Source organism: Burkholderia sp. Bp8998 (genome assembly GCF_003854235.1).
GTDB lineage: Bacteria > Pseudomonadota > Gammaproteobacteria > Burkholderiales > Burkholderiaceae > Burkholderia.
Genome location: NZ_QTQF01000003.1, coordinates 204,762 through 221,750, shown reverse-complemented (window position 1 = coordinate 221,750; position 16,989 = coordinate 204,762). Strand labels below are relative to the sequence as shown.

Sequence of the window (16,989 nt, the reverse complement as noted above, 5' to 3'; positions counted from 1 at the left end):
ACGAAACCGAAGCGAGCCTGTGACCTATCAGGTCTGATAGGTCGGCTTCCGCCGCTGCGCGCACGCGACGGCCAGACGACCTAGCGGAACTGATAGTGTCGATGCGATCGGTGCGCTGCTATAAAACGGCTCACTTCATGTCCCCCCCTTTAGAGGCAGGTCCAATGCCAATCGATACTCGTCACGCCGCGTGCGCCGCGGAGCGCATTCCGTCGCCGGCCGAAGTGGTCGCCGAGCTGCCCTGCACCGTCGTCGCGGCGAATACCGTCGCGCTCGGCCGACGCGCCGCGAGCGATATCGTCGGCGGCACATCGGACCGGCTGCTGGCGATCGTCGGGCCATGCTCGATCCACGACCCCGACGCGGCGCTCGCCTATGCGCGCATGCTGGCCGATGCGCGCAATGCGTTCGGCGATACGCTCGAGATCGTCATGCGCGTCTATTTCGAGAAACCGCGCACCACGGTGGGATGGAAAGGGCTGATCAACGATCCGTATCTGGACGGAAGCCATCGGATCGATCGCGGCATCCGCATCGCGCGTGCGCTGTTGATCGACATCAATGCGCTCGGCGTGCCTGCCGCGACCGAATTTCTCGATCCGTATTCGTCGGCCTATCTCGCGGATCTCATCGCGTGGGGCGCGATCGGCGCGCGCACGACCGAGTCGCAGATCCATCGCGAGATCGCGTCGAATCTGCCGATGCCGGTCGGGTTCAAGAACGGCACCGACGGCAACGTCCAGATCGCGATCGACGCCATCCGCGCCGCCGCGCATGCGCACCGGTTCGTGTCGATCGATCCGGACGGTCGCGTGCACGTCGCATCGTCGCCAGGCAATGCGTTCGGTCATGTCGTGCTGCGCGGCGGACGCGCGCCGAACTACGATGCAGCGAGCGTCGCCGATGCGCTCGATCGGCTAGGCGACGCGAATCTGCACCGCCGCGTCGTGATCGACGCAAGTCATGCCAATGCGAGTCGGCGGTATCTGAACCAGGTGGGTGTTTGCGCGGACATCGCCGCACAGATGGCGTGCGGATCGACCGGCATCGCCGGCGTCATGATCGAATCGAACCTGGTGGAGGGGCGCCAGGACGTGGTCCAGGGCGGTGCGCTCGTGTACGGGCAAAGTATTACGGACGGCTGCCTGTCGATCGGCACCACCGTCGACGTGCTCGCGCAACTGGCGCACGGGGTGCGCGCACGCCGTGCGGGACGAACGGCTTCAGGCGCTTCAATACCGCAGGCCATGACGGCGTTCGATACGGTCGCATAGCGCCGCCCTCGCGCTGCCGGGAACGGTCCGCCGACGAGGCGCGGACACCCCCCGGCGCGCTTCGGCGCAACAACGGGCCGCCCAAGAAAAAACCCGATCCGCATCGTCGCGGATCGGGTTTTGCTTTCCATGCGCAGGGCGCCTCAACGCGCGGCCACGTCCGCCTTGACTGACGCCGCATCGCCGACCGCCGTCGGCGCGGCGCCCCAACCGCCACCCAGCGCGCGGATGAGGTTGACAGTCGACACCGCCTGCGCACCCGTCAGCTGGTTCGCCTGCAATTGCGACTGCAGCACCGACCGCTCGCTGTCGATCACGTCGAGATACGCGACTTCGCCTTCCTGATACTGCGTACGCGACAGCGTCGCCGCACGCCTCGACGCATTGACGGCCGCATCCTGCGCGCGAATCTGGTCGTCGAGCAGGCGCAGGTCGGCGAGATTGTCCTCGACCTCGCGGAACGCGACGAGCACCTGCTGCCGGTAGTTCGCGACCTGCTCGTCGTACTGCGCGCGCGCCTGCTGCACGCCGGCCGCACGCCGCCCGCCGTCGAACAGCGGCAGCGTCAACGCGGTGCCGGCGAACGGCCCGAGCAGGAACGTGCGGCTCGACCACAGGAACAGGTTGCCGAGCGTCGACGCCTCATACCCGAACGCGCCCGTGATATCGAGCTTCGGGAAATACGCCGACTTCGCGAGGCCGATCCGCGCGTTCGCGGCCGCCATCGCGCGCTCGGCCGCCGACACGTCCGGCCGGCGTTCGAGCAGCGCGGACGGCAGGCCCGCCGGGATCCTCACCGCGACCGGCACGATCGGCGTTTCCTTGAACGCGAAGTCCGCGGGCGCCTTGCCGAGCAGGATCGCGAGCGCATGCTCGGACGCCGCGCGCCGGCGCGCGACGCCGACCGCATCGGCCTGCGCGGTCGCCAGTTCGTTCTTCGCGCGCGACACGTCGAGCTCGCTGATGTCGCCTTCGTTGAAGCGGCGCTGCACCAGCTTCAGCGCCTGGTCGCGCAGTTCGACCGTGCGGCGGTACAGATCCTGGTCCGAGTCGAGCTGGCGCAGTTCGAAGTAGTTCTGCGCGACGTCCGCCTGCAGCGCGAGCTGCACCGAACGGAACAGCGCCTCACTTTGCGCCTGATCGGCGCGCGATGCCTCGACGTTGCGGCTCACGCGGCCGAACAGGTCGGCCTCGTACGACACCGTGCCCTGCGCGCGCCACAGCGTCGCGGTGGTGGGGCCCGTGCCCTGCGGCTGGAACTGCGACGCCGACGACAGTCCTTCGCGCGTCGGACCGAACCCGGCGCCGACCTGCGGGAACCACTGCGAACGCGCGGTGCGGGTCGCCGCGCGCGCTTCCTCGACGCGCGCCGCCGCGGCCTTCAGGTTCTGGTTCGCGGCCAGCGCCTGCGACTCGAGCGAGTCGAGCACCGGATCGCCGAACACCTTCCACCATTCGCCGCGATGCGCGCCGTCCGCCGGTTCGGCGGTCTTCCACGTGCCGGCCTGTTCGCCGGCCGCGAGCGTCGGCGCTTCCTTGAACGCCGCGGGCGTCGACACATCCGGGCGCTTGTAGTCGGGCCCCACCGCGCACGCGGCGAGCAGCGTCGCGAGCAGGGTGCTCGCGGCCGCCACCTTCGCGAAGCGCATCAGGCCGTTCGTGTTGTGCATGTTGTTCATCGTTGTATCCTCAAGCATCCGGAGCCGGCACGCCCGAACCCGACGCACCCGGCGACACGCCGTACCCCGCCGAATCCTTGCCGGCGACGTGAATCTTGCCGCCCGCCAGCGTGCGCAGCACGACATAGAACACCGGCGTCAGCATCAGCCCGAACAGCGTCACGCCGAGCATCCCGAAGAACACCGCGATACCCATCGCATGCCGCATCTCGGAGCCCGCGCCCGTCGACGTGACGAGCGGCACGACGCCCATGATGAACGCGATCGACGTCATCAGGATCGGGCGCAGCCGCAGCCGGCTCGCCTCGATCGCGGCCTCGAACGGCGTCCTGCCGTCATGCTCGAGCTCGCGTGCGAACTCGACGATCAGGATCGCGTTCTTCGCCGACAGCCCCACCAGCACCATCAAGCCGATCTGCGTGAAGATGTTGTTGTCGCCCTGCGTGAGCCATACACCCGTCAGCGCCGACAGAATGCTCATCGGCACGATCAGGATCACCGCGAGCGGCAGAGTCAGGCTTTCATACAGCGCGGCGAGCACGAGGAACACGAGCAGCACGCTGATCGGGAACACATACATCGCCGAATCGCCCGCGAGGATCTGCTGGTACGTGAGGTCGGTCCATTCGAACCGCACGCCGCGCGGCAGCGTTTCATGCGCGATGCGCTCGATCGCGGCCTGCGCCTGACCCGACGAGAAGCCTGGTGCCGGGCCGCCGTTGATGTCGGCCGCCGTGTAGCCGTTGTAGCGCACGACCATTTCCGGGCCGAACGTCGGCGTCACCGTGACGAGCGACGACAGCGGCACCATCTCGCCACGGTCGTTGCGCGTCTTCAGTTGCAGGATGTCGTCCGCGCGCTGACGGAACGGCGCGTCGGCCTGCACGCGCACCTGGTACACGCGTCCGAAGCGGTTGAAGTCGTTCACGTACAGCGAGCCGAGATACACCTGCATCGTGTTGAACACGTCGGTGACCGGCACGCCGAGCTGCTTCGCCTTCACGCGGTCGAGATCGACGTTCAACTGCGGCACGTTGATCTGGTAGCTCGTAAACAAAGGGCCGAGTTCCGGCGCCTGCTGCGCGCGCTTGATGAAGTCGTTGGTCGCATCCGACAGCTTCGCGTAGCCGACCGCGCCGCGATCCTCGATCTGCATCTTGAACCCGCCGAGCGTGCCGAGGCCGAGCACCGGCGGCGGCGGGAACACCGCGACGAACGAATCCTTGATCGCACCGTACTGCTGGTTCAGCGCACCGGCGATCGCACCGGCCGACAGCGCCTTGCCGTGCCGTTCCGAGAACGGCTTCAGCGTGACGAACACGATGCCCGCGCTCGAGCTGTTCGTGAAGCCGTTCACCGACAGCCCCGGGAACGCGACCGCGCTCTCGACGCCCGGCTGCTTCAGCGCGATCGAGCCCATGTCGCGGATCACCTTCTCGGTGCGGTCGAGCGACGCGCCGTTCGGCAGTTGCGCGAACGCGATCAGGTATTCCTTGTCCTGCGCGGGCACGAAGCCGCCCGGCACGACCTTCGACACGAGCACGGTCGCGCCCACCAGCACGAGGTACACGCCAAGCATCAGCGTCTTGCGCGACAGCACGCCGCGCACGCCGCGGCCGTAGTTCTCCGCGCCGCGATGGAACACCTTGTTGAAGCGCCTGAAGAAGCCGCCGAGGACGCGGTTCATCACGCGCGTGAGCCAGTCTTCCTTGTCGCCATGCCCCTTCAGCAGGATCGCGGACAGCGCCGGCGACAGCGTCAGCGAGTTGAACGCCGAGATCACCGTCGAGATCGCGATGGTCATCGCGAACTGCTTGTAGAACTGGCCGGTCAGGCCCGACATGAACGCGAGCGGAACGAACACGGCGACGAGCGTCAGCGCGATCGCGATGATCGGCCCGCTCACTTCCTGCATCGCCTTGTAGGTCGCCTGCCGCGCGTTCATCCCGCTTTCGATGTTGCGCTCGACGTTCTCGACGACCACGATCGCATCGTCGACCACGATACCGATCGCGAGCACCATCCCGAACAGCGACAACGCGTTGATCGAGTAGCCGAAGCCGAGCAGCAGCGAGAACGTGCCGATGATCGACACCGGCACCGCGATCAGCGGAATCAGCGACGCGCGCCAGGTCTGCAGGAACACGATCACGACGATCACGACCAGCGCGATCGCCTCGAGCAGCGTGTGCACCACGGCCTTGATCGACGAACGCACGAACTGCGTCGGGTCATAGACGATCTTGTAGTCGACGCCGGCCGGCATGTCCTGCTTCAGCTCGGCCATCGTCTTGCGCACTTCGTCGGAGATCTGCAGCGAGTTCGCGCCCGGCGACTGGTTGATCGCCATCGCGACGGCCGGCTTGTTGTCGAGCAGCGAGCGCAGCCCGTACTCGGACGCGTCGAGCTCGATCCGCGCGATGTCGCGCAGGTGCGTGACGCCGCCATCCGGCGTCGTCTTCACGACGATGTCGCCGAACTCGTCTTCCGTCTGCAGGCGGCCGCGCGCGTTCACCGACAGCTGCAACGGCGTGCCGGGCAGCGACGGCGACGCGCCGATCACGCCGGCCGCGACCTGCACGTTCTGCTCGCGAATCGCCTGCACGACGTCCTCGGCGGACAACCCGCGCTGCGCGACCTTCTGCGGATCGAGCCACACGCGCATCGCGTAGTCGCCCGAGCCCCACAGCTGCACCTGGCCGACGCCCTGGATCCGCGACAGGCGATCCTTCACGTTGATCAGCGCGTAGTTGCGCAGGTAGGTCATGTCGTAGCGGTTGTCCGGCGAGATCAGGTGGACCACCATCGTCAGCGTCGGCGAGCTCTTCACCGTGGTGATGCCGAGCCGCTGCACGTCTTCCGGCAAACGCGGCAGCGCCTGGTTCACGCGGTTCTGCACGAGCTGCGTGGCCTTGTCCGGATCGGTGCCGAGCTTGAACGTGACGGTGATCGTCATGTTGCCGTCGCTGTTCGCCTGCGACTGCATGTAGAGCATGTCCTCGACGCCGTTGATCTGCTCTTCGAGCGGCGACGCGACCGTCTCGGCGATCACTTTCGGGTTCGCGCCCGGGTACTGCGCCTTCACGATCACCGAAGGCGGCACGACTTCCGGATACTCCGAAATCGGCAGCAGGAACATCGCGATCACCCCGCCGAGCAGGATGATCACCGATAGGACTCCTGCAAAGATCGGCCGGTCGATAAAGAATTTGGAAATGTTCATGGGTTGCTCTGTCTGGTTGAACGCGGAAAACGTAGCGGCGCGCCGCTTACGAATCCGCCTTCGCCGGTGCGGCCGGCTTCGCGTTATCCGCGAGCGGCGCGGACGGCGCATCGCCACCCGTCATCGGGACCATGTGCGGCTTCACCTGCTCGCCCGGCCGCACGCGCTGCGTGCCGTTCACGATCACGCGGTCTCCTGCGGAAAGACCGCTCACGATCACGCGCCGGTTGCCGTGCTGCATGCCCGGCTGCACTTCGCGATACGACACGCGGCCCTGCTGGTCGACGACGAACACGAACTTCTTGTCCTGGTCGGTGTTGATGGCCGCATCGTCGACGAGCAGCGCCTGGTGCGGTGCGCTGCCGCCCACCTTCACGCGCGCGTAGAGGCCCGGGACGAGCGTGCCGTCCGCGTTGTCGAAGCGCGCACGCACGCGGATCGTGCCGGACGACGTGTCGAGCCGGTTGTCGACCGAGTCGATCACGCCGCTGCGCGAATAGCCCGTCTCGTTCGCGAGGCCGAGTTCGACCGGCACCTTGCGGCCGTCGCGTGCGCCGTTGATGTACTGCAGGTAGGTCTGCTCGTCCGCGTCGAACGACGCGTAGATCGGCGACACCGACACCAGCGTCGTCAGCGGCGTGGCCGATGCGCCGGCCGACACGACGTTGCCGACCGTGATCTCCGCGCGCGACACGCGGCCCGAGACCGGCGCCGTGATCCGCGTGTAGCCGAGGTTGATGCGGGCCGTTTCCAGCGCGGCGTCGGCTGCCTTCAGGTTCGCGCTCGCCTCGCGCGCGGCGTTCTGCTTCTCGTCGTAGTCCCGCTTCGCGATCGCGTTGTCGCCGATCAGCCGCTGCGCGCGCTGCCAGTCGCTCTGCGCGTAGCCGTTGCGGGCCTGCGCGGCGGCGAGCTGCGCGGCCGCGCGGTCGGTTTCCGCCTGGTACGGGCGCGGATCGATCACGAACAGCACGTCGCCCTTCTTCACGAGCGCGCCGTCCTTGAAGTTCACCGCGACGATCGTGCCCGACACCTGCGGGCGCACGTCGACTTTCTCGACCGCCTCGAGGCGGCCCGAATAGCCTTGCCAGTCGGTGACGGTCTGCGGCACGACGGTCGCGACGTCGACTTCGGGCAGCGGCGCCGCCGCTTTCTCGGGCGCGTTCGCGTTAACGCGCATCGCGCCGAACGTGCCGAGGCCGACGACGGCGAGCGTCACGATCGCCGCGGTCGCGATTCGGGAACGGGAGGTGCGTAGGATGGCCATGTGGATCTCCAGTAAGCGTGGATTGGTCTGGTTATTCGGAACGGTTCGGGTGGCGCGCCTGGAAGCGGCACTGGAAGAAGCGCACGGCTTCCTCGAGCGCGGCTTCGTGCGTCGCGAGCGCCGCGTGCGTGACGTCCGGGTAGCGGATCACCTGCGTGAGCACGCCCGACGAAATCAGGCAGCCCGCATATTTCTCCGCTTCGACGTGCAGCACGTCGTTCTGCGCGGTGACGACGAGCGTCGGCGGCAGGCCCGCGAGGCGCACCGATTCGAGCGGCGCCGCATACGGGTGCATGCGCTGCGCCGCCTGCGGCAGATAGGCGCGATAACAGGCCGCGCATTCGCGCGCGGTGATGTCCGATGACAGGCGTTCGGCGTCGCCGATGCGCGTCATGCTCGGGTCGAGCATCGGCCCGAACAGTGCCTGCGCGGCGATCGACACTTCGCCGCGATCGCGCGCGATGAACGCGAGACAATTCGCGAGCTGGCCGCCCGCGTCGTGCCCCGCGACGCCGATCTTCTTCGGATTGCCGCCGAACGCGCGGGCGCGCGTCGCGGCCCAGACGGCGGCGCGATACGCATCCTCCGGCGCGGCCGGAAAAGGAAAGGCCGGCGCGAGCGAATAATCGACCGACACTACGAGAGCTGGTAAGCGTTCTGCTAAAAAGCGCGCGGCGAAATCCGCGTCATCGAGCGTGCCGCGCACGAAACCGCCGCCGTGGAAGTAAAGCACTACCGGCAATCCGGTCTTGTCCGCGCGCCGGTAGAGACGCAGCGCGATGTCCTGCGCGTAGCCGGGGATTTCCACCTCCGCGACCGTCAATGCCGCGCCGGCTCTGGCTTCGGCGGGCAACGCGGCTTGCAGGAATTTGCTGAATTCAGAAGCGTCCATGACGATGCAGCATCCATTTCGAGATGGAACGAATTCTGGGTCCGGCAGACATTGGGATAAATGCCTATAATCCGGCAACACAATTCAACGCCTCCGAACAATCCCGGGCTGCGCCGCCTACAAAGCGGCGCAGCCTCTTTGTTCCGGGGGCTCATTAGATTGCGGAGGTTGTGATGGACCGGCTTCAGGCCATGCAGGTGTTTACTCGCGTCGTCGATACAAGCAGCTTCACCAAGGCAGCAGAAACGCTCAGCCTGCCGCGGGCGTCCGTCACGACGATCATCCAGAATCTCGAAGCATTCCTCGGCGTGCGCCTGATGCACCGGACCACGCGCCGGCTGTCGCTCACGCCGGACGGCGCCGCGTACTACGAACGCTGCGTGCGGATCCTCGCCGATGTCGAGGAAACCGAAGCAAGCTTCCAGAACAACAACCGGAAGCCGCACGGAAAGTTGCGTATCGACATGCCGGGCTCGATCGGACGACTGCTCGTGATTCCGTCGCTGTGCGAATTCCACACGCGCTATCCGGACATCGACCTGCAGCTCGGCCTGTCGGACCGACCGGTGGACCTGCTGCAGGAAGGCGTCGACTGCGTGATCCGCGTCGGTGCGCTGCAGGATTCGTCGCTCGTCGCGCGCCGCGTCGGCCTGTTCGAGGGCGTGACGGTGGCCTCGCCGTCGTATCTCGAACATCACGGCGAGCCGCAGACGATCGAGGACCTGAGCGACCACAAGGCCGTCAATTATTTCTCGAGCCGCACGGGCCGCACGATCGACTGGTCGTTCCTGATCGACGGCAAGGAAACCGAGATCAAGATGAACAGCATCGTGTCGGTCAACGATGCGGATGCGTACGTGACCTGCGGCGTCGAGGGCTTCGGGCTGATCCAGCCGCCGCTGTTCATGGTGCTGCCGCAGCTGCGCGAAGGCCGGCTCAAGGAAGTGCTGCCGGGCATCAAGCCGCTGCCGATGCCGATCTCGGTCGTGTATCCGCACAGCCGGCACCTGTCGCCGAAGGTGCGCGTGTTCGTCGACTGGATCGCCGAAGTGTTCGACCGCTGCCCGCTGCTGAGCGGCAAGGGCAGCCTCGATGCGACGTGCAGCAAGCGCACGTTCGAGGAAGCCGAGCGCGCGCCGGCGCTCGACACGCCGGTCATCAACGAGTGGGTCGCGTAATCGTCTGAAGCGCGGCGCGCGGGCTGTCAGGTTCGCGCGCCGTCCCGCCTGCGTGCCGTGTGGGCGTCACCTGCGTGCCACCTTCCCCGCCGCGCACAGCGTCTTTCCCGAATCCGCATCACACCTTTGCGCCGCGTGCGGCAATCGCCGTGCGCGCGATCGCGCATGCCGTGTCGTATCGCCGCGAGCCCCGCTGCAGGCGGCTGTGCACGATTCTCGAATACCCCTGCCGACGGTGCGGATCGCGATTGTTCCTCCACCACGACAGATCAATTCGCGTCTGCCGCATTTATCGCGCCCGGACAGATACCTAGAGTAAACCCTGTCGCGCACCTCGTTGCGCATCGAACAGATCCCGCTTGATGGGACCGGAGTCGGCGCTGGAGCGCTAACTCATATCGACACAGGAGTCTTGCCATGAACCGCCGCCACCTTCTCTCCGCCGTTGCCCTCGCACTCGCCGTGTCCGCTCCGGCCTTCGCCGATACGACCACCCCGCACGCCGGTGACTACGGCAACACGTCGTGGTACACGCAGCACAACAACGGTCCGCGCACGCGCGCCGAAGTCAGCGCGGAAGTCGAGCAGGCTCGCCGCGACGGCACGCTGGCCTGGCTGCGCAAGGCGAATTCGTATCCGCAAGGGCTCGAACTCGCACAAGGCCCGTATCGCCCGACGCCGGAAGGCAACCAGCTCGCCGGCGCGGGCCGGTAAATGTGCGACGCCGCGCAGCGGATGATCCGCCGCGCGGCGTCGTGATACCGCCGTCGAACACTCGATTAGTCAGTAAGTTGCAGGAGCCTGTGATGAACGATCAACTTCCTTCGCCGCTCGATCATTGGGACGACACCACGCCGGTGTGGACGCCGTTCCGGTCCGCGCAGCACGCGCATTGACCTTCGCGCTGACGTCCGGCTGATGACGTCTGGCCGTTACCGGCGCGGCACGCCGTCACGCCATTCGCTCCAGTGCGTGACGATGTCCTGCACGAGCGGATTGCCCGCGCGGTACAGGTTTTCGGTCGCCGGAGCGAAGCCGCCCTGGTCCGCGTAGTTCAGCAGGTTGTCGGCGCTCGTCTGCCCCGCATACGGCCGGTCGAAATCGGAACCCGTGCGCAGCACCGCGACGCGCGACAGGTCGACCCGCTTCACGCTCGCCGCACGCTTGAGCGCTTCATACGTCGCGTTGTCTTCCTGCGCGGTCATGCAGTAGGTACCCTTGCCGTCGGTAAGGATCTTCGTCCACTGGCGCGCGCGCTCGCCGATCAACGTGCCGGAGAACCACGTATTGCCCGATGACGTGTCGCACTGGATCACCGTTGGCGGCCGGTTCGCCGGTGCATACGTGAACTTCGCGCGCGCGGCCTGCGCCTGCGCGCTGTCGGCGAGCACGACGTTGCGTGACAGTGCATACGCGGCATCGGTCAGCTGCGGGTTGAGCTGAAACACTTCGGTGCGATAGTCGAGCGGCGGCTTGTCGTTCGGGCTCTTCGTATTGATGCCGAGAAAGCCCGTGTTCCACCCGGCCGGAATCTCGCGCGCATCGAGTTCCCACTGCAGGCTGAAGTCGACCAGGTATTTCGACCAGGCAGCGGAACCGACCGTGCCTTGCGCCGGGTCGACGCCCGCGATACCCGATACCAGGAAATACGTGCGGCGCAAATCGAAGCGCTGCGAGAACGTGAGCGCCATGATCGTCGCGGAGGCGTTCGCGTAACCCATGCCGGTCGTCACCACGCACACGTCCTGCTTGTTGCAGTGAACGGCCGGATAGTCGGGCGACAGGCCAGGTACGGTGATGTCGCGCCACGGGCCGAGCCGGTCGAGCCATGCCTGGCCCTCCGGACCGAACATCGTGATGATCATGACCTTGACCGGGCGGCCCTGTGCGCCGGTCTCGGCGAATGCAGCGTTGCCCTGGTCGTTGCCCTGGTCGTTGCCCTGGTGGTCCTGCGCGATCGACGGCGCGGTCGCACAGGCGGCAAGCGAGAATGCAGCTGCGGAAAGGATGGAGCGAGTCAGCATCGGCGTTCCTGGTTTCGGTGATGTTGGGTGAGAACGGCTCTCGGAGACTGCGCGAGGGAGTATAGAACGCGCGTGCGCGATGCGGAACCCGACTACGAAACGGCAGGCGGTGTTCGAGTGCGCCTGGGGCATGCATGGAATGCGCGACGGAATCGACATGCACGTCGCGCAATAACATCAGGAATACTATCGGATTGACCGACACGCACGCCGATGTCGGCACGCGCACCACCGATGCGAATTACTCGATGTGGACCACGATGTGCATCGCCTGGTTCGCGATCATCAGCCCGAACAGGAAATCGTTCATCGGTCGTCGATGCCTTCGAGGGAAGGCATCGATTCCAGCGACCGCAAAATAATCCGGTGTGGCGATTCGGCGTCAGGCGACGTCGACGCGCGCGGGGCCATCCACCATCTCGCCGATCACGGCCGCGCGGTCGAAACCGTCGGCGCGGAAACACGCGAGCACGTCGTCGACCGCATCCGGCGCGCACGCGACCAGCAGGCCGCCGGACGTCTGCGGATCGGTCAGCAGCGCCTGCGCGACCGGCGGCAGCCCGTCCGCGAGGCGCACGTCGGCGCCATACGCGGCCCAGTTGCGGCCCGATGCGCCGGTGAACACGCCGTCGGCGACGAACGCCTCGACGCCCGCCAGCCACGGCAGCGACGCGTAATGCACGCGTGCGGTGAGGTTCGCGCCGCGCGCGAGCTCGAGCGTGTGGCCGAGCAGCCCGAAGCCCGTGACGTCGGTCAGCGCATGCACGCCCGGCAGCGCGGCGAGTTCGGCGCCCGGCCGGTTCAGCTTGGTGGTCGTCGCAACCATCTGTGCGTAGCCCGCGTCGTCGAGCTGGTTCTTCTTCAGCGCGGCCGACAGCACGCCGACGCCGAGCGGCTTGCCGAGCACGAGCACGTCGCCCGGGCGCGCGGCCGCGTTGCGCTTCACGCGCGACGGATGCACGACGCCGATCGCCGCGAGCCCGTAGATCGGCTCGACCGAATCGATCGAGTGGCCGCCCGCGACCGGAATGCCGGCATCCGCGCACACCGATTCGCCGCCGCGCAGCACGGCCGCGATCGTCTCGTGCGGCAGCACGTTGATCGGCATCCCGACCAGCGCGAGCGCGAGGATCGGCTTGCCGCCCATCGCGTAGACGTCGGACAGCGCGTTGGTTGCCGCGATGCGGCCGAAGTCGAACGGATCGTCGACGATCGGCATGAAGAAGTCGGTCGTCGCGACGATCGCCTGCTCGTCGTTCAGCCGGTAGACGGCCGCGTCGTCGGAAGTCTCGGTGCCGACCAGCAGGTCCGGGAACAGCGCCGGCGGCGTCGCCCGCTTCAGCAGTTCGGACAGCACGCCCGGCGCGATCTTGCAGCCGCAGCCGCCGCCGTGCGACAGGCTCGTGAGGCGCGGAACGGCGGGCGGGGTGAGGGTGGCTTCGGTCATCGTCGGCATCCGGTGAATAACAACGTTCCATTATCGACAATTCCGCGCGAGCGCGCCCGATACCCACATAATTGACGGCCCTTGCCCGCTCCCGCCTTCGTCCGCGCCTTCATCGATGGATCACCTCTTCATCGGCCTCGTGCTGTGTTCCGCGCTGCTGCACGCGATCTGGAACGCGTTCCTGCATGTCAGCGAGGACCGGCTCGTCCAGCTCGGCACGATGTCGCTGCCGTATCTCGCGTTCGGCATCGCGGGCGTCGCGCTGCTGCCCGCGCCGGCGCCCGCGGCCTGGCCGTACGTCGCGGCGTCGGCGGTGCTCGAGGTCGCGTACTGCTTCACGCTCGCGCGCGCGTACCGCAGCGGCGAGTTCGGACAAATCTACCCGATCGCGCGCGGGATGTCGCCGCTGCTCGTGTCGGTGCTCGCGTTCGCCGTGCTGCACGAACGGCCGACGCCGTTCGGTTTTGCCGGCATCGCGCTCGTGTCGTTCGGGATCATGTCGCTCGCGCTGCGCCGCGGCTTGCGGTTCTCCGCGGAAGGCGTGCCGTATGCGCTGCTCACCGGCGTGTTCATCGCCGCGTATTCGATCTGCGACGGGATCGGTTCGCGCGTGTCGGGCAGCGCGCTCAGCTACATCGCGTGGGTATACCTGCTGTGGAGCGTGCCGCAGCTCGTGCTGGTCTGCGCGGTGCGCGGCGGCCCGCGCGCGGTGCTCGGCTCGCGCGCGTCGCTGCGGCAAGGCGCGGTCGCGGGCACGATCTCGCTCGCCGCCTATGCGATCGTGATCCTCGCGTACCGGCACCTGCCGGTCGCGACCGTGTCGGCGCTGCGCGAGACGAGCTCGATCTTCGCGGTCGCGATCGGCTGGTTCGCGATGCGTGAGCGGCCCGGCGCGCAGCGGCTCGCCGCGTGCGCGCTGGTGGTCGCGGGCGCGGTGTTGATCCGGCTGTAACGCACGCGAGCATCGAGGCCGCAAGGGGAAAACGATCATTCGCCCCCCTTGCGGCGGCCTGCCTCGCCGAGTGTAGATGTTGCCGTCCCGTTCCCGTCAAACCGCCGCGACGGCCGTGTCGAACGCGCGCTCGTCGATCGCCTCGGCCAGCGTCGCGAACGCCGTCGGAATCTCGTCCTCCGGCACGCACGCATAGCCGAGCAGCAAGCCCGACGCCGCGCGCGCGCGCTCCGCGTAATAGCCGGACAGCGGACGAACCACGATGTTGCGTTCGAGCGCGGCCTGCGCGACCGCGCGATCGTCGACACCGTTCGGCAGCCGCGTGACGAGATGCAGCCCCGCATCGCTGCCGAGCGCGTGCAGCGTGTCGCCGTAGCGCCGCGCGACCGCATCGAGCAGCACCTCCCGGCGCTGCCCGTACAGCGTGCGCATCTTGCGGATATGCGACACGAAATGCCCTTCCGCGATGAACTCGGCGAGCACCGCCTGCTGCAGCAGCTGACCCTCGCGATACAGCTCGGCGCTCGCGGTCGCGAAGCTCTCCGCGAGCGGTTCCGGCGCGACGAGATACCCGACCCGCAACCCCGGGAACAGCGTCTTGCCGAAGCTGCCGACATAGATCACCTGCCCGGCCGTATCGAGCCCCTGCAGCGACGCGAGCGGCCGGCTGCCGTAGCGGAATTCGCTGTCGTAGTCGTCCTCGATGATCCAGCAGCCGTGCTGTCGCGCGTATTCGAGCAGCATCCGGCGCCGCGCGAGGCTCATCACCATCCCGAGCGGATACTGGTGCGACGGCGTGACGAGCATCAGCTTCGGCGGCTCCGCGAGATCGGCGGCCGACGGCGCGATCCCTTCGTCGTCGACCGGGATCGGCCGCGTGGTCAGCCCCGACACGTTCAGCACGCTGCGCACGCCCCAGTAGCACGGATCCTCGGTCCAGATCACGTCGCCCGGATCGGTCAGGAGCCGCACCGCGAGGTCGATCGACTGATGGATACCGGTCGTGATGACGATCTGCTCGGGCGTGCAGCGCACCGAACGCGACGTGCGCAGGTAGTCGGCCAGCGCCTCGCGCAACAGCGCGAGCCCGCCGCCCGGCGCGTAGGTCAGCAGATCCGGGCGCAGGCGCCGCCAATACTTGTTGTGCAGCCGCGTCCACACGCGCGCCGGAAAGCGCGACACATCGGGCACGCCGGGCATGAACGCGCCGCCCTGGCGCTTCGACACGCCCGCGCCCTCGACGAGCCGCGTGCCGCGCGTGGACAGCCGCCGCGCGGACGATGGCACCACCGCCGGCCCGGCGGCCGGGTCGGACGGCGCGCCGACGATCTCGTCCGGCGCGCTGTCGGCGACGAACGTGCCGCGCCCCGTCGCCGAGTTCACATAGCCTTCGAGCGCAAGCTGTTCGTAAACCTGCGTGACCGTGTTGCGCGCGATCCCGAGCTCGGCGGCCAGCAGCCGCGACGACGGTACACGCGTGCCGGCCGGCAGTTCGCGCGACAGGATCGCCTGCTGCAGCAGTCGGTGCAGCTGCCGGTAGATCGGCTGTTCGCCGCCGCGCACGAGGCGCTGCGCCAGCCAGTCCGACAACACGCTTGCGCGCATGATTGGCTCCTGATTATTTATTGAAATGGCTCTGATTGTCAGAGCCAAATGTGATTATAGTCGCCTCCATGGGCTGCCAATGCGGCCGATTTTTATCCCACCGGACAGAACATCAAGGAGATGACCGTGAAGAATGCCGACCTGCAGGCCCGCAAGAACGCCGCCACCCCGCGCGGCGTCGGCGTGATGTGCGATTTCTACGCAGCCCGCGCCGAGAACGCGGAGCTGTGGGATGTCGAAGGCCGCCGCTTCATCGATTTCGCCGCCGGCATCGCGGTGCTGAACACGGGCCACCGCCACCCGAAGATCGTCAAGGCGATCGCGGACCAGCTGAACAGCTTCACGCACACCGCTTACCAGATCGTCCCGTACGCGTCGTACGTCGAACTGGCGGAAAAGATCAACGAACGCGCGCCGGGCGACTTCCCGAAGAAGACCGCGTTCTTCACGACCGGCGCCGAAGCCGTCGAAAACGCGATCAAGATCGCCCGCGCCGCGACCGGCCGTCCGGGCGTCATCGCGTTCTCGGGCGGCTTCCACGGCCGCACGATGATGGGCATGGCGCTGACCGGCAAGGTCGCCCCGTACAAGCTGAACTTCGGTCCGTTCCCGGGCGACGTGTTCCACGCGCCGTACCCGAACGCGCTGCACGGCGTGACGACGGCCGACTCGATCAAGGCGATCGAGATGCTGTTCAAGGCCGACATCGATCCGAAGCGCGTCGCCGCGATCATCTTCGAACCGGTCCAGGGCGAAGGCGGCTTCAACCCGGCGCCGGCCGACTTCGTGCGCGCGCTGCGCAAGATCTGTAACGAGCACGGCATCCTGCTGATCGCCGACGAAGTGCAGACGGGCTTCGCGCGGACTGGCAAGCTGTTCGCGATGCAGCACTACGACGTGCTGGCCGACCTGATCACGATGGCGAAGAGCCTCGCGGGCGGCATGCCGCTGTCGGGCGTCGTCGGCCGTGCGGACGTGATGGACGCTGCGGCGCCCGGCGGCCTTGGCGGCACGTACGCGGGCAACCCGCTGGCGGTCGCGTCGGCGCACGCGGTGCTCGAGATCATCGACGAAGAGAAGCTGTGCGAGCGCGCGACGCAACTCGGCGACGTGCTGAAGGCGAAGCTGAATTCGCTGCAGGCCGACGTGCCGCAGATCGCCGACGTGCGCGGCCCGGGCGCGATGATCGCGGTCGAGTTCCTGAAGCCGGGGTCGGGCGAGCCGGATGCGGAATTCACGAAGCGCGTGCAGGCGCGCGCGCTCGAGCGCGGGCTGCTGCTGCTCGTGTGCGGCGTGTACTCGAACGTCGTGCGCTTCCTGTTCCCGCTGACGATTCCCCAGGCCGTGTTCGACGAAGCGCTCGTGATCCTCGAGGAAGTGCTGAAGGAAACGGTCGGCGTGCCGGCCTGAGTTCCCGCCCACTTCAACTGAATGCGCCGCCGCCGTCTTCA

General features: G+C 67.4%; 13 protein-coding genes. 6 read left to right on the top strand and 7 right to left on the bottom strand.

Annotated elements, in window-relative coordinates:
• Positions 1-164 precede the first annotated feature (164 nt).
• Positions 165-1,274: a 3-deoxy-7-phosphoheptulonate synthase gene (locus DIE06_RS06035; RefSeq protein WP_124660599.1), complete on the top strand. Its 1,110-nt coding sequence runs from the start codon at positions 165-167 to the stop codon at positions 1,272-1,274.
• Positions 1,275-1,417: 143 nt separating this feature from the next.
• On the opposite strand, the gene opcM is transcribed toward DIE06_RS06035, so the two are convergent.
• From opcM to DIE06_RS06015, 4 genes are read right to left on the bottom strand one after another with little or no spacing between them, the layout of a single operon-like run.
• Positions 1,418-2,953 carry a multidrug efflux transporter outer membrane subunit OpcM gene (opcM, locus tag DIE06_RS06030; RefSeq protein WP_124660598.1) on the bottom strand — a complete coding sequence of 512 codons (1,536 nt, stop codon included), beginning with the start codon at positions 2,951-2,953 and terminating at the stop codon, positions 1,418-1,420.
• 10 nt (positions 2,954-2,963) lie between these two features.
• The gene (ceoB, locus tag DIE06_RS06025) at positions 2,964-6,176 is read right to left on the bottom strand and encodes a multidrug efflux RND transporter permease subunit CeoB (RefSeq protein WP_124660597.1); all 3,213 of its coding nucleotides are present in this window, start codon (positions 6,174-6,176) and stop codon (positions 2,964-2,966) included.
• A gap of 46 nt (positions 6,177-6,222) precedes the next feature.
• A complete protein-coding gene (gene ceoA / locus DIE06_RS06020; protein ID WP_124660596.1) occupies positions 6,223-7,440 on the bottom strand; it encodes a multidrug efflux RND transporter periplasmic adaptor subunit CeoA in 1,218 nt (405 codons plus the stop codon).
• Positions 7,441-7,471: 31 nt separating this feature from the next.
• Positions 7,472-8,332, bottom strand: a complete 861-nt coding sequence (locus DIE06_RS06015) for an alpha/beta hydrolase (RefSeq protein WP_124660595.1) — start codon at positions 8,330-8,332, stop codon at positions 7,472-7,474.
• Positions 8,333-8,505: 173 nt separating this feature from the next.
• Between DIE06_RS06015 and ceoR the strand changes: the two genes are divergently transcribed.
• Both ceoR and DIE06_RS06005 read left to right on the top strand, forming a co-directional pair.
• On the top strand, positions 8,506-9,510 hold the full coding sequence (ceoR, locus tag DIE06_RS06010) for a putative multidrug efflux transcriptional regulator CeoR (RefSeq protein WP_124660594.1): 1,005 nt from the start codon (positions 8,506-8,508) through the stop codon (positions 9,508-9,510).
• 417 nt (positions 9,511-9,927) lie between these two features.
• The gene (locus tag DIE06_RS06005) at positions 9,928-10,224 is read left to right on the top strand and encodes a DUF4148 domain-containing protein (protein ID WP_124497192.1); all 297 of its coding nucleotides are present in this window, start codon (positions 9,928-9,930) and stop codon (positions 10,222-10,224) included.
• A gap of 218 nt (positions 10,225-10,442) precedes the next feature.
• Here DIE06_RS06005 and DIE06_RS06000 read toward each other — a convergent pair whose 3' ends face one another.
• Positions 10,443-11,534, bottom strand: coding sequence for a purine nucleoside permease (locus DIE06_RS06000; protein WP_124660593.1), 1,092 nt, complete (start codon positions 11,532-11,534; stop codon positions 10,443-10,445).
• Positions 11,535-11,728: 194 nt separating this feature from the next.
• On the opposite strand from DIE06_RS06000, the gene DIE06_RS38175 reads away from it, so the two are divergent.
• Complete coding sequence (locus DIE06_RS38175; protein ID WP_185733354.1) at positions 11,729-11,896, top strand: hypothetical protein; 168 nt, start codon at positions 11,729-11,731, stop codon at positions 11,894-11,896.
• Between the two features lie 20 nt (positions 11,897-11,916).
• On the opposite strand, the gene selD is transcribed toward DIE06_RS38175, so the two are convergent.
• On the bottom strand, positions 11,917-12,981 hold the full coding sequence (gene selD, locus DIE06_RS05995; RefSeq protein ID WP_124660592.1) for a selenide, water dikinase SelD: 1,065 nt from the start codon (positions 12,979-12,981) through the stop codon (positions 11,917-11,919).
• 115 nt (positions 12,982-13,096) lie between these two features.
• Between selD and DIE06_RS05990 the strand changes: the two genes are divergently transcribed.
• Positions 13,097-13,933 (top strand): DMT family transporter, encoded by an 837-nt coding sequence (locus tag DIE06_RS05990; RefSeq protein ID WP_124660591.1) that lies wholly within the window; start codon positions 13,097-13,099, stop codon positions 13,931-13,933.
• Between the two features lie 96 nt (positions 13,934-14,029).
• Here the strand turns inward: DIE06_RS05990 and DIE06_RS05985 are convergent, their stop codons facing one another.
• On the bottom strand, positions 14,030-15,538 hold the full coding sequence (locus DIE06_RS05985; protein WP_124660590.1) for a PLP-dependent aminotransferase family protein: 1,509 nt from the start codon (positions 15,536-15,538) through the stop codon (positions 14,030-14,032).
• 120 nt (positions 15,539-15,658) lie between these two features.
• On the opposite strand from DIE06_RS05985, the gene DIE06_RS05980 reads away from it, so the two are divergent.
• Positions 15,659-16,948: a 4-aminobutyrate--2-oxoglutarate transaminase gene (locus tag DIE06_RS05980; protein WP_124660589.1), complete on the top strand. Its 1,290-nt coding sequence runs from the start codon at positions 15,659-15,661 to the stop codon at positions 16,946-16,948.
• Positions 16,949-16,989 lie beyond the last annotated feature (41 nt).

Excerpts from the sequence above, each read along its gene's own strand:
- DIE06_RS06035 (WP_124660599.1), top strand. The coding sequence starts at position 165 with ATGCCAATCGATACTCGTCACGCCGCGTGCGCCGCGGAGCGCATTCCG.
- opcM (WP_124660598.1), bottom strand. The coding sequence starts at position 2,953 with ATGAACAACATGCACAACACGAACGGCCTGATGCGCTTCGCGAAGGTG.
- ceoB (WP_124660597.1), bottom strand. The coding sequence starts at position 6,176 with ATGAACATTTCCAAATTCTTTATCGACCGGCCGATCTTTGCAGGAGTC.
- ceoA (WP_124660596.1), bottom strand. The coding sequence starts at position 7,440 with ATGGCCATCCTACGCACCTCCCGTTCCCGAATCGCGACCGCGGCGATC.
- DIE06_RS06015 (WP_124660595.1), bottom strand. The coding sequence starts at position 8,332 with ATGGACGCTTCTGAATTCAGCAAATTCCTGCAAGCCGCGTTGCCCGCC.
- ceoR (WP_124660594.1), top strand. The coding sequence starts at position 8,506 with ATGGACCGGCTTCAGGCCATGCAGGTGTTTACTCGCGTCGTCGATACA.
- DIE06_RS06005 (WP_124497192.1), top strand. The coding sequence starts at position 9,928 with ATGAACCGCCGCCACCTTCTCTCCGCCGTTGCCCTCGCACTCGCCGTG.
- DIE06_RS06000 (WP_124660593.1), bottom strand. The coding sequence starts at position 11,534 with ATGCTGACTCGCTCCATCCTTTCCGCAGCTGCATTCTCGCTTGCCGCC.
- selD (WP_124660592.1), bottom strand. The coding sequence starts at position 12,981 with ATGACCGAAGCCACCCTCACCCCGCCCGCCGTTCCGCGCCTCACGAGC.
- DIE06_RS05990 (WP_124660591.1), top strand. The coding sequence starts at position 13,097 with ATGGATCACCTCTTCATCGGCCTCGTGCTGTGTTCCGCGCTGCTGCAC.
- DIE06_RS05985 (WP_124660590.1), bottom strand. The coding sequence starts at position 15,538 with ATGCGCGCAAGCGTGTTGTCGGACTGGCTGGCGCAGCGCCTCGTGCGC.
- DIE06_RS05980 (WP_124660589.1), top strand. The coding sequence starts at position 15,659 with ATGACCGTGAAGAATGCCGACCTGCAGGCCCGCAAGAACGCCGCCACC.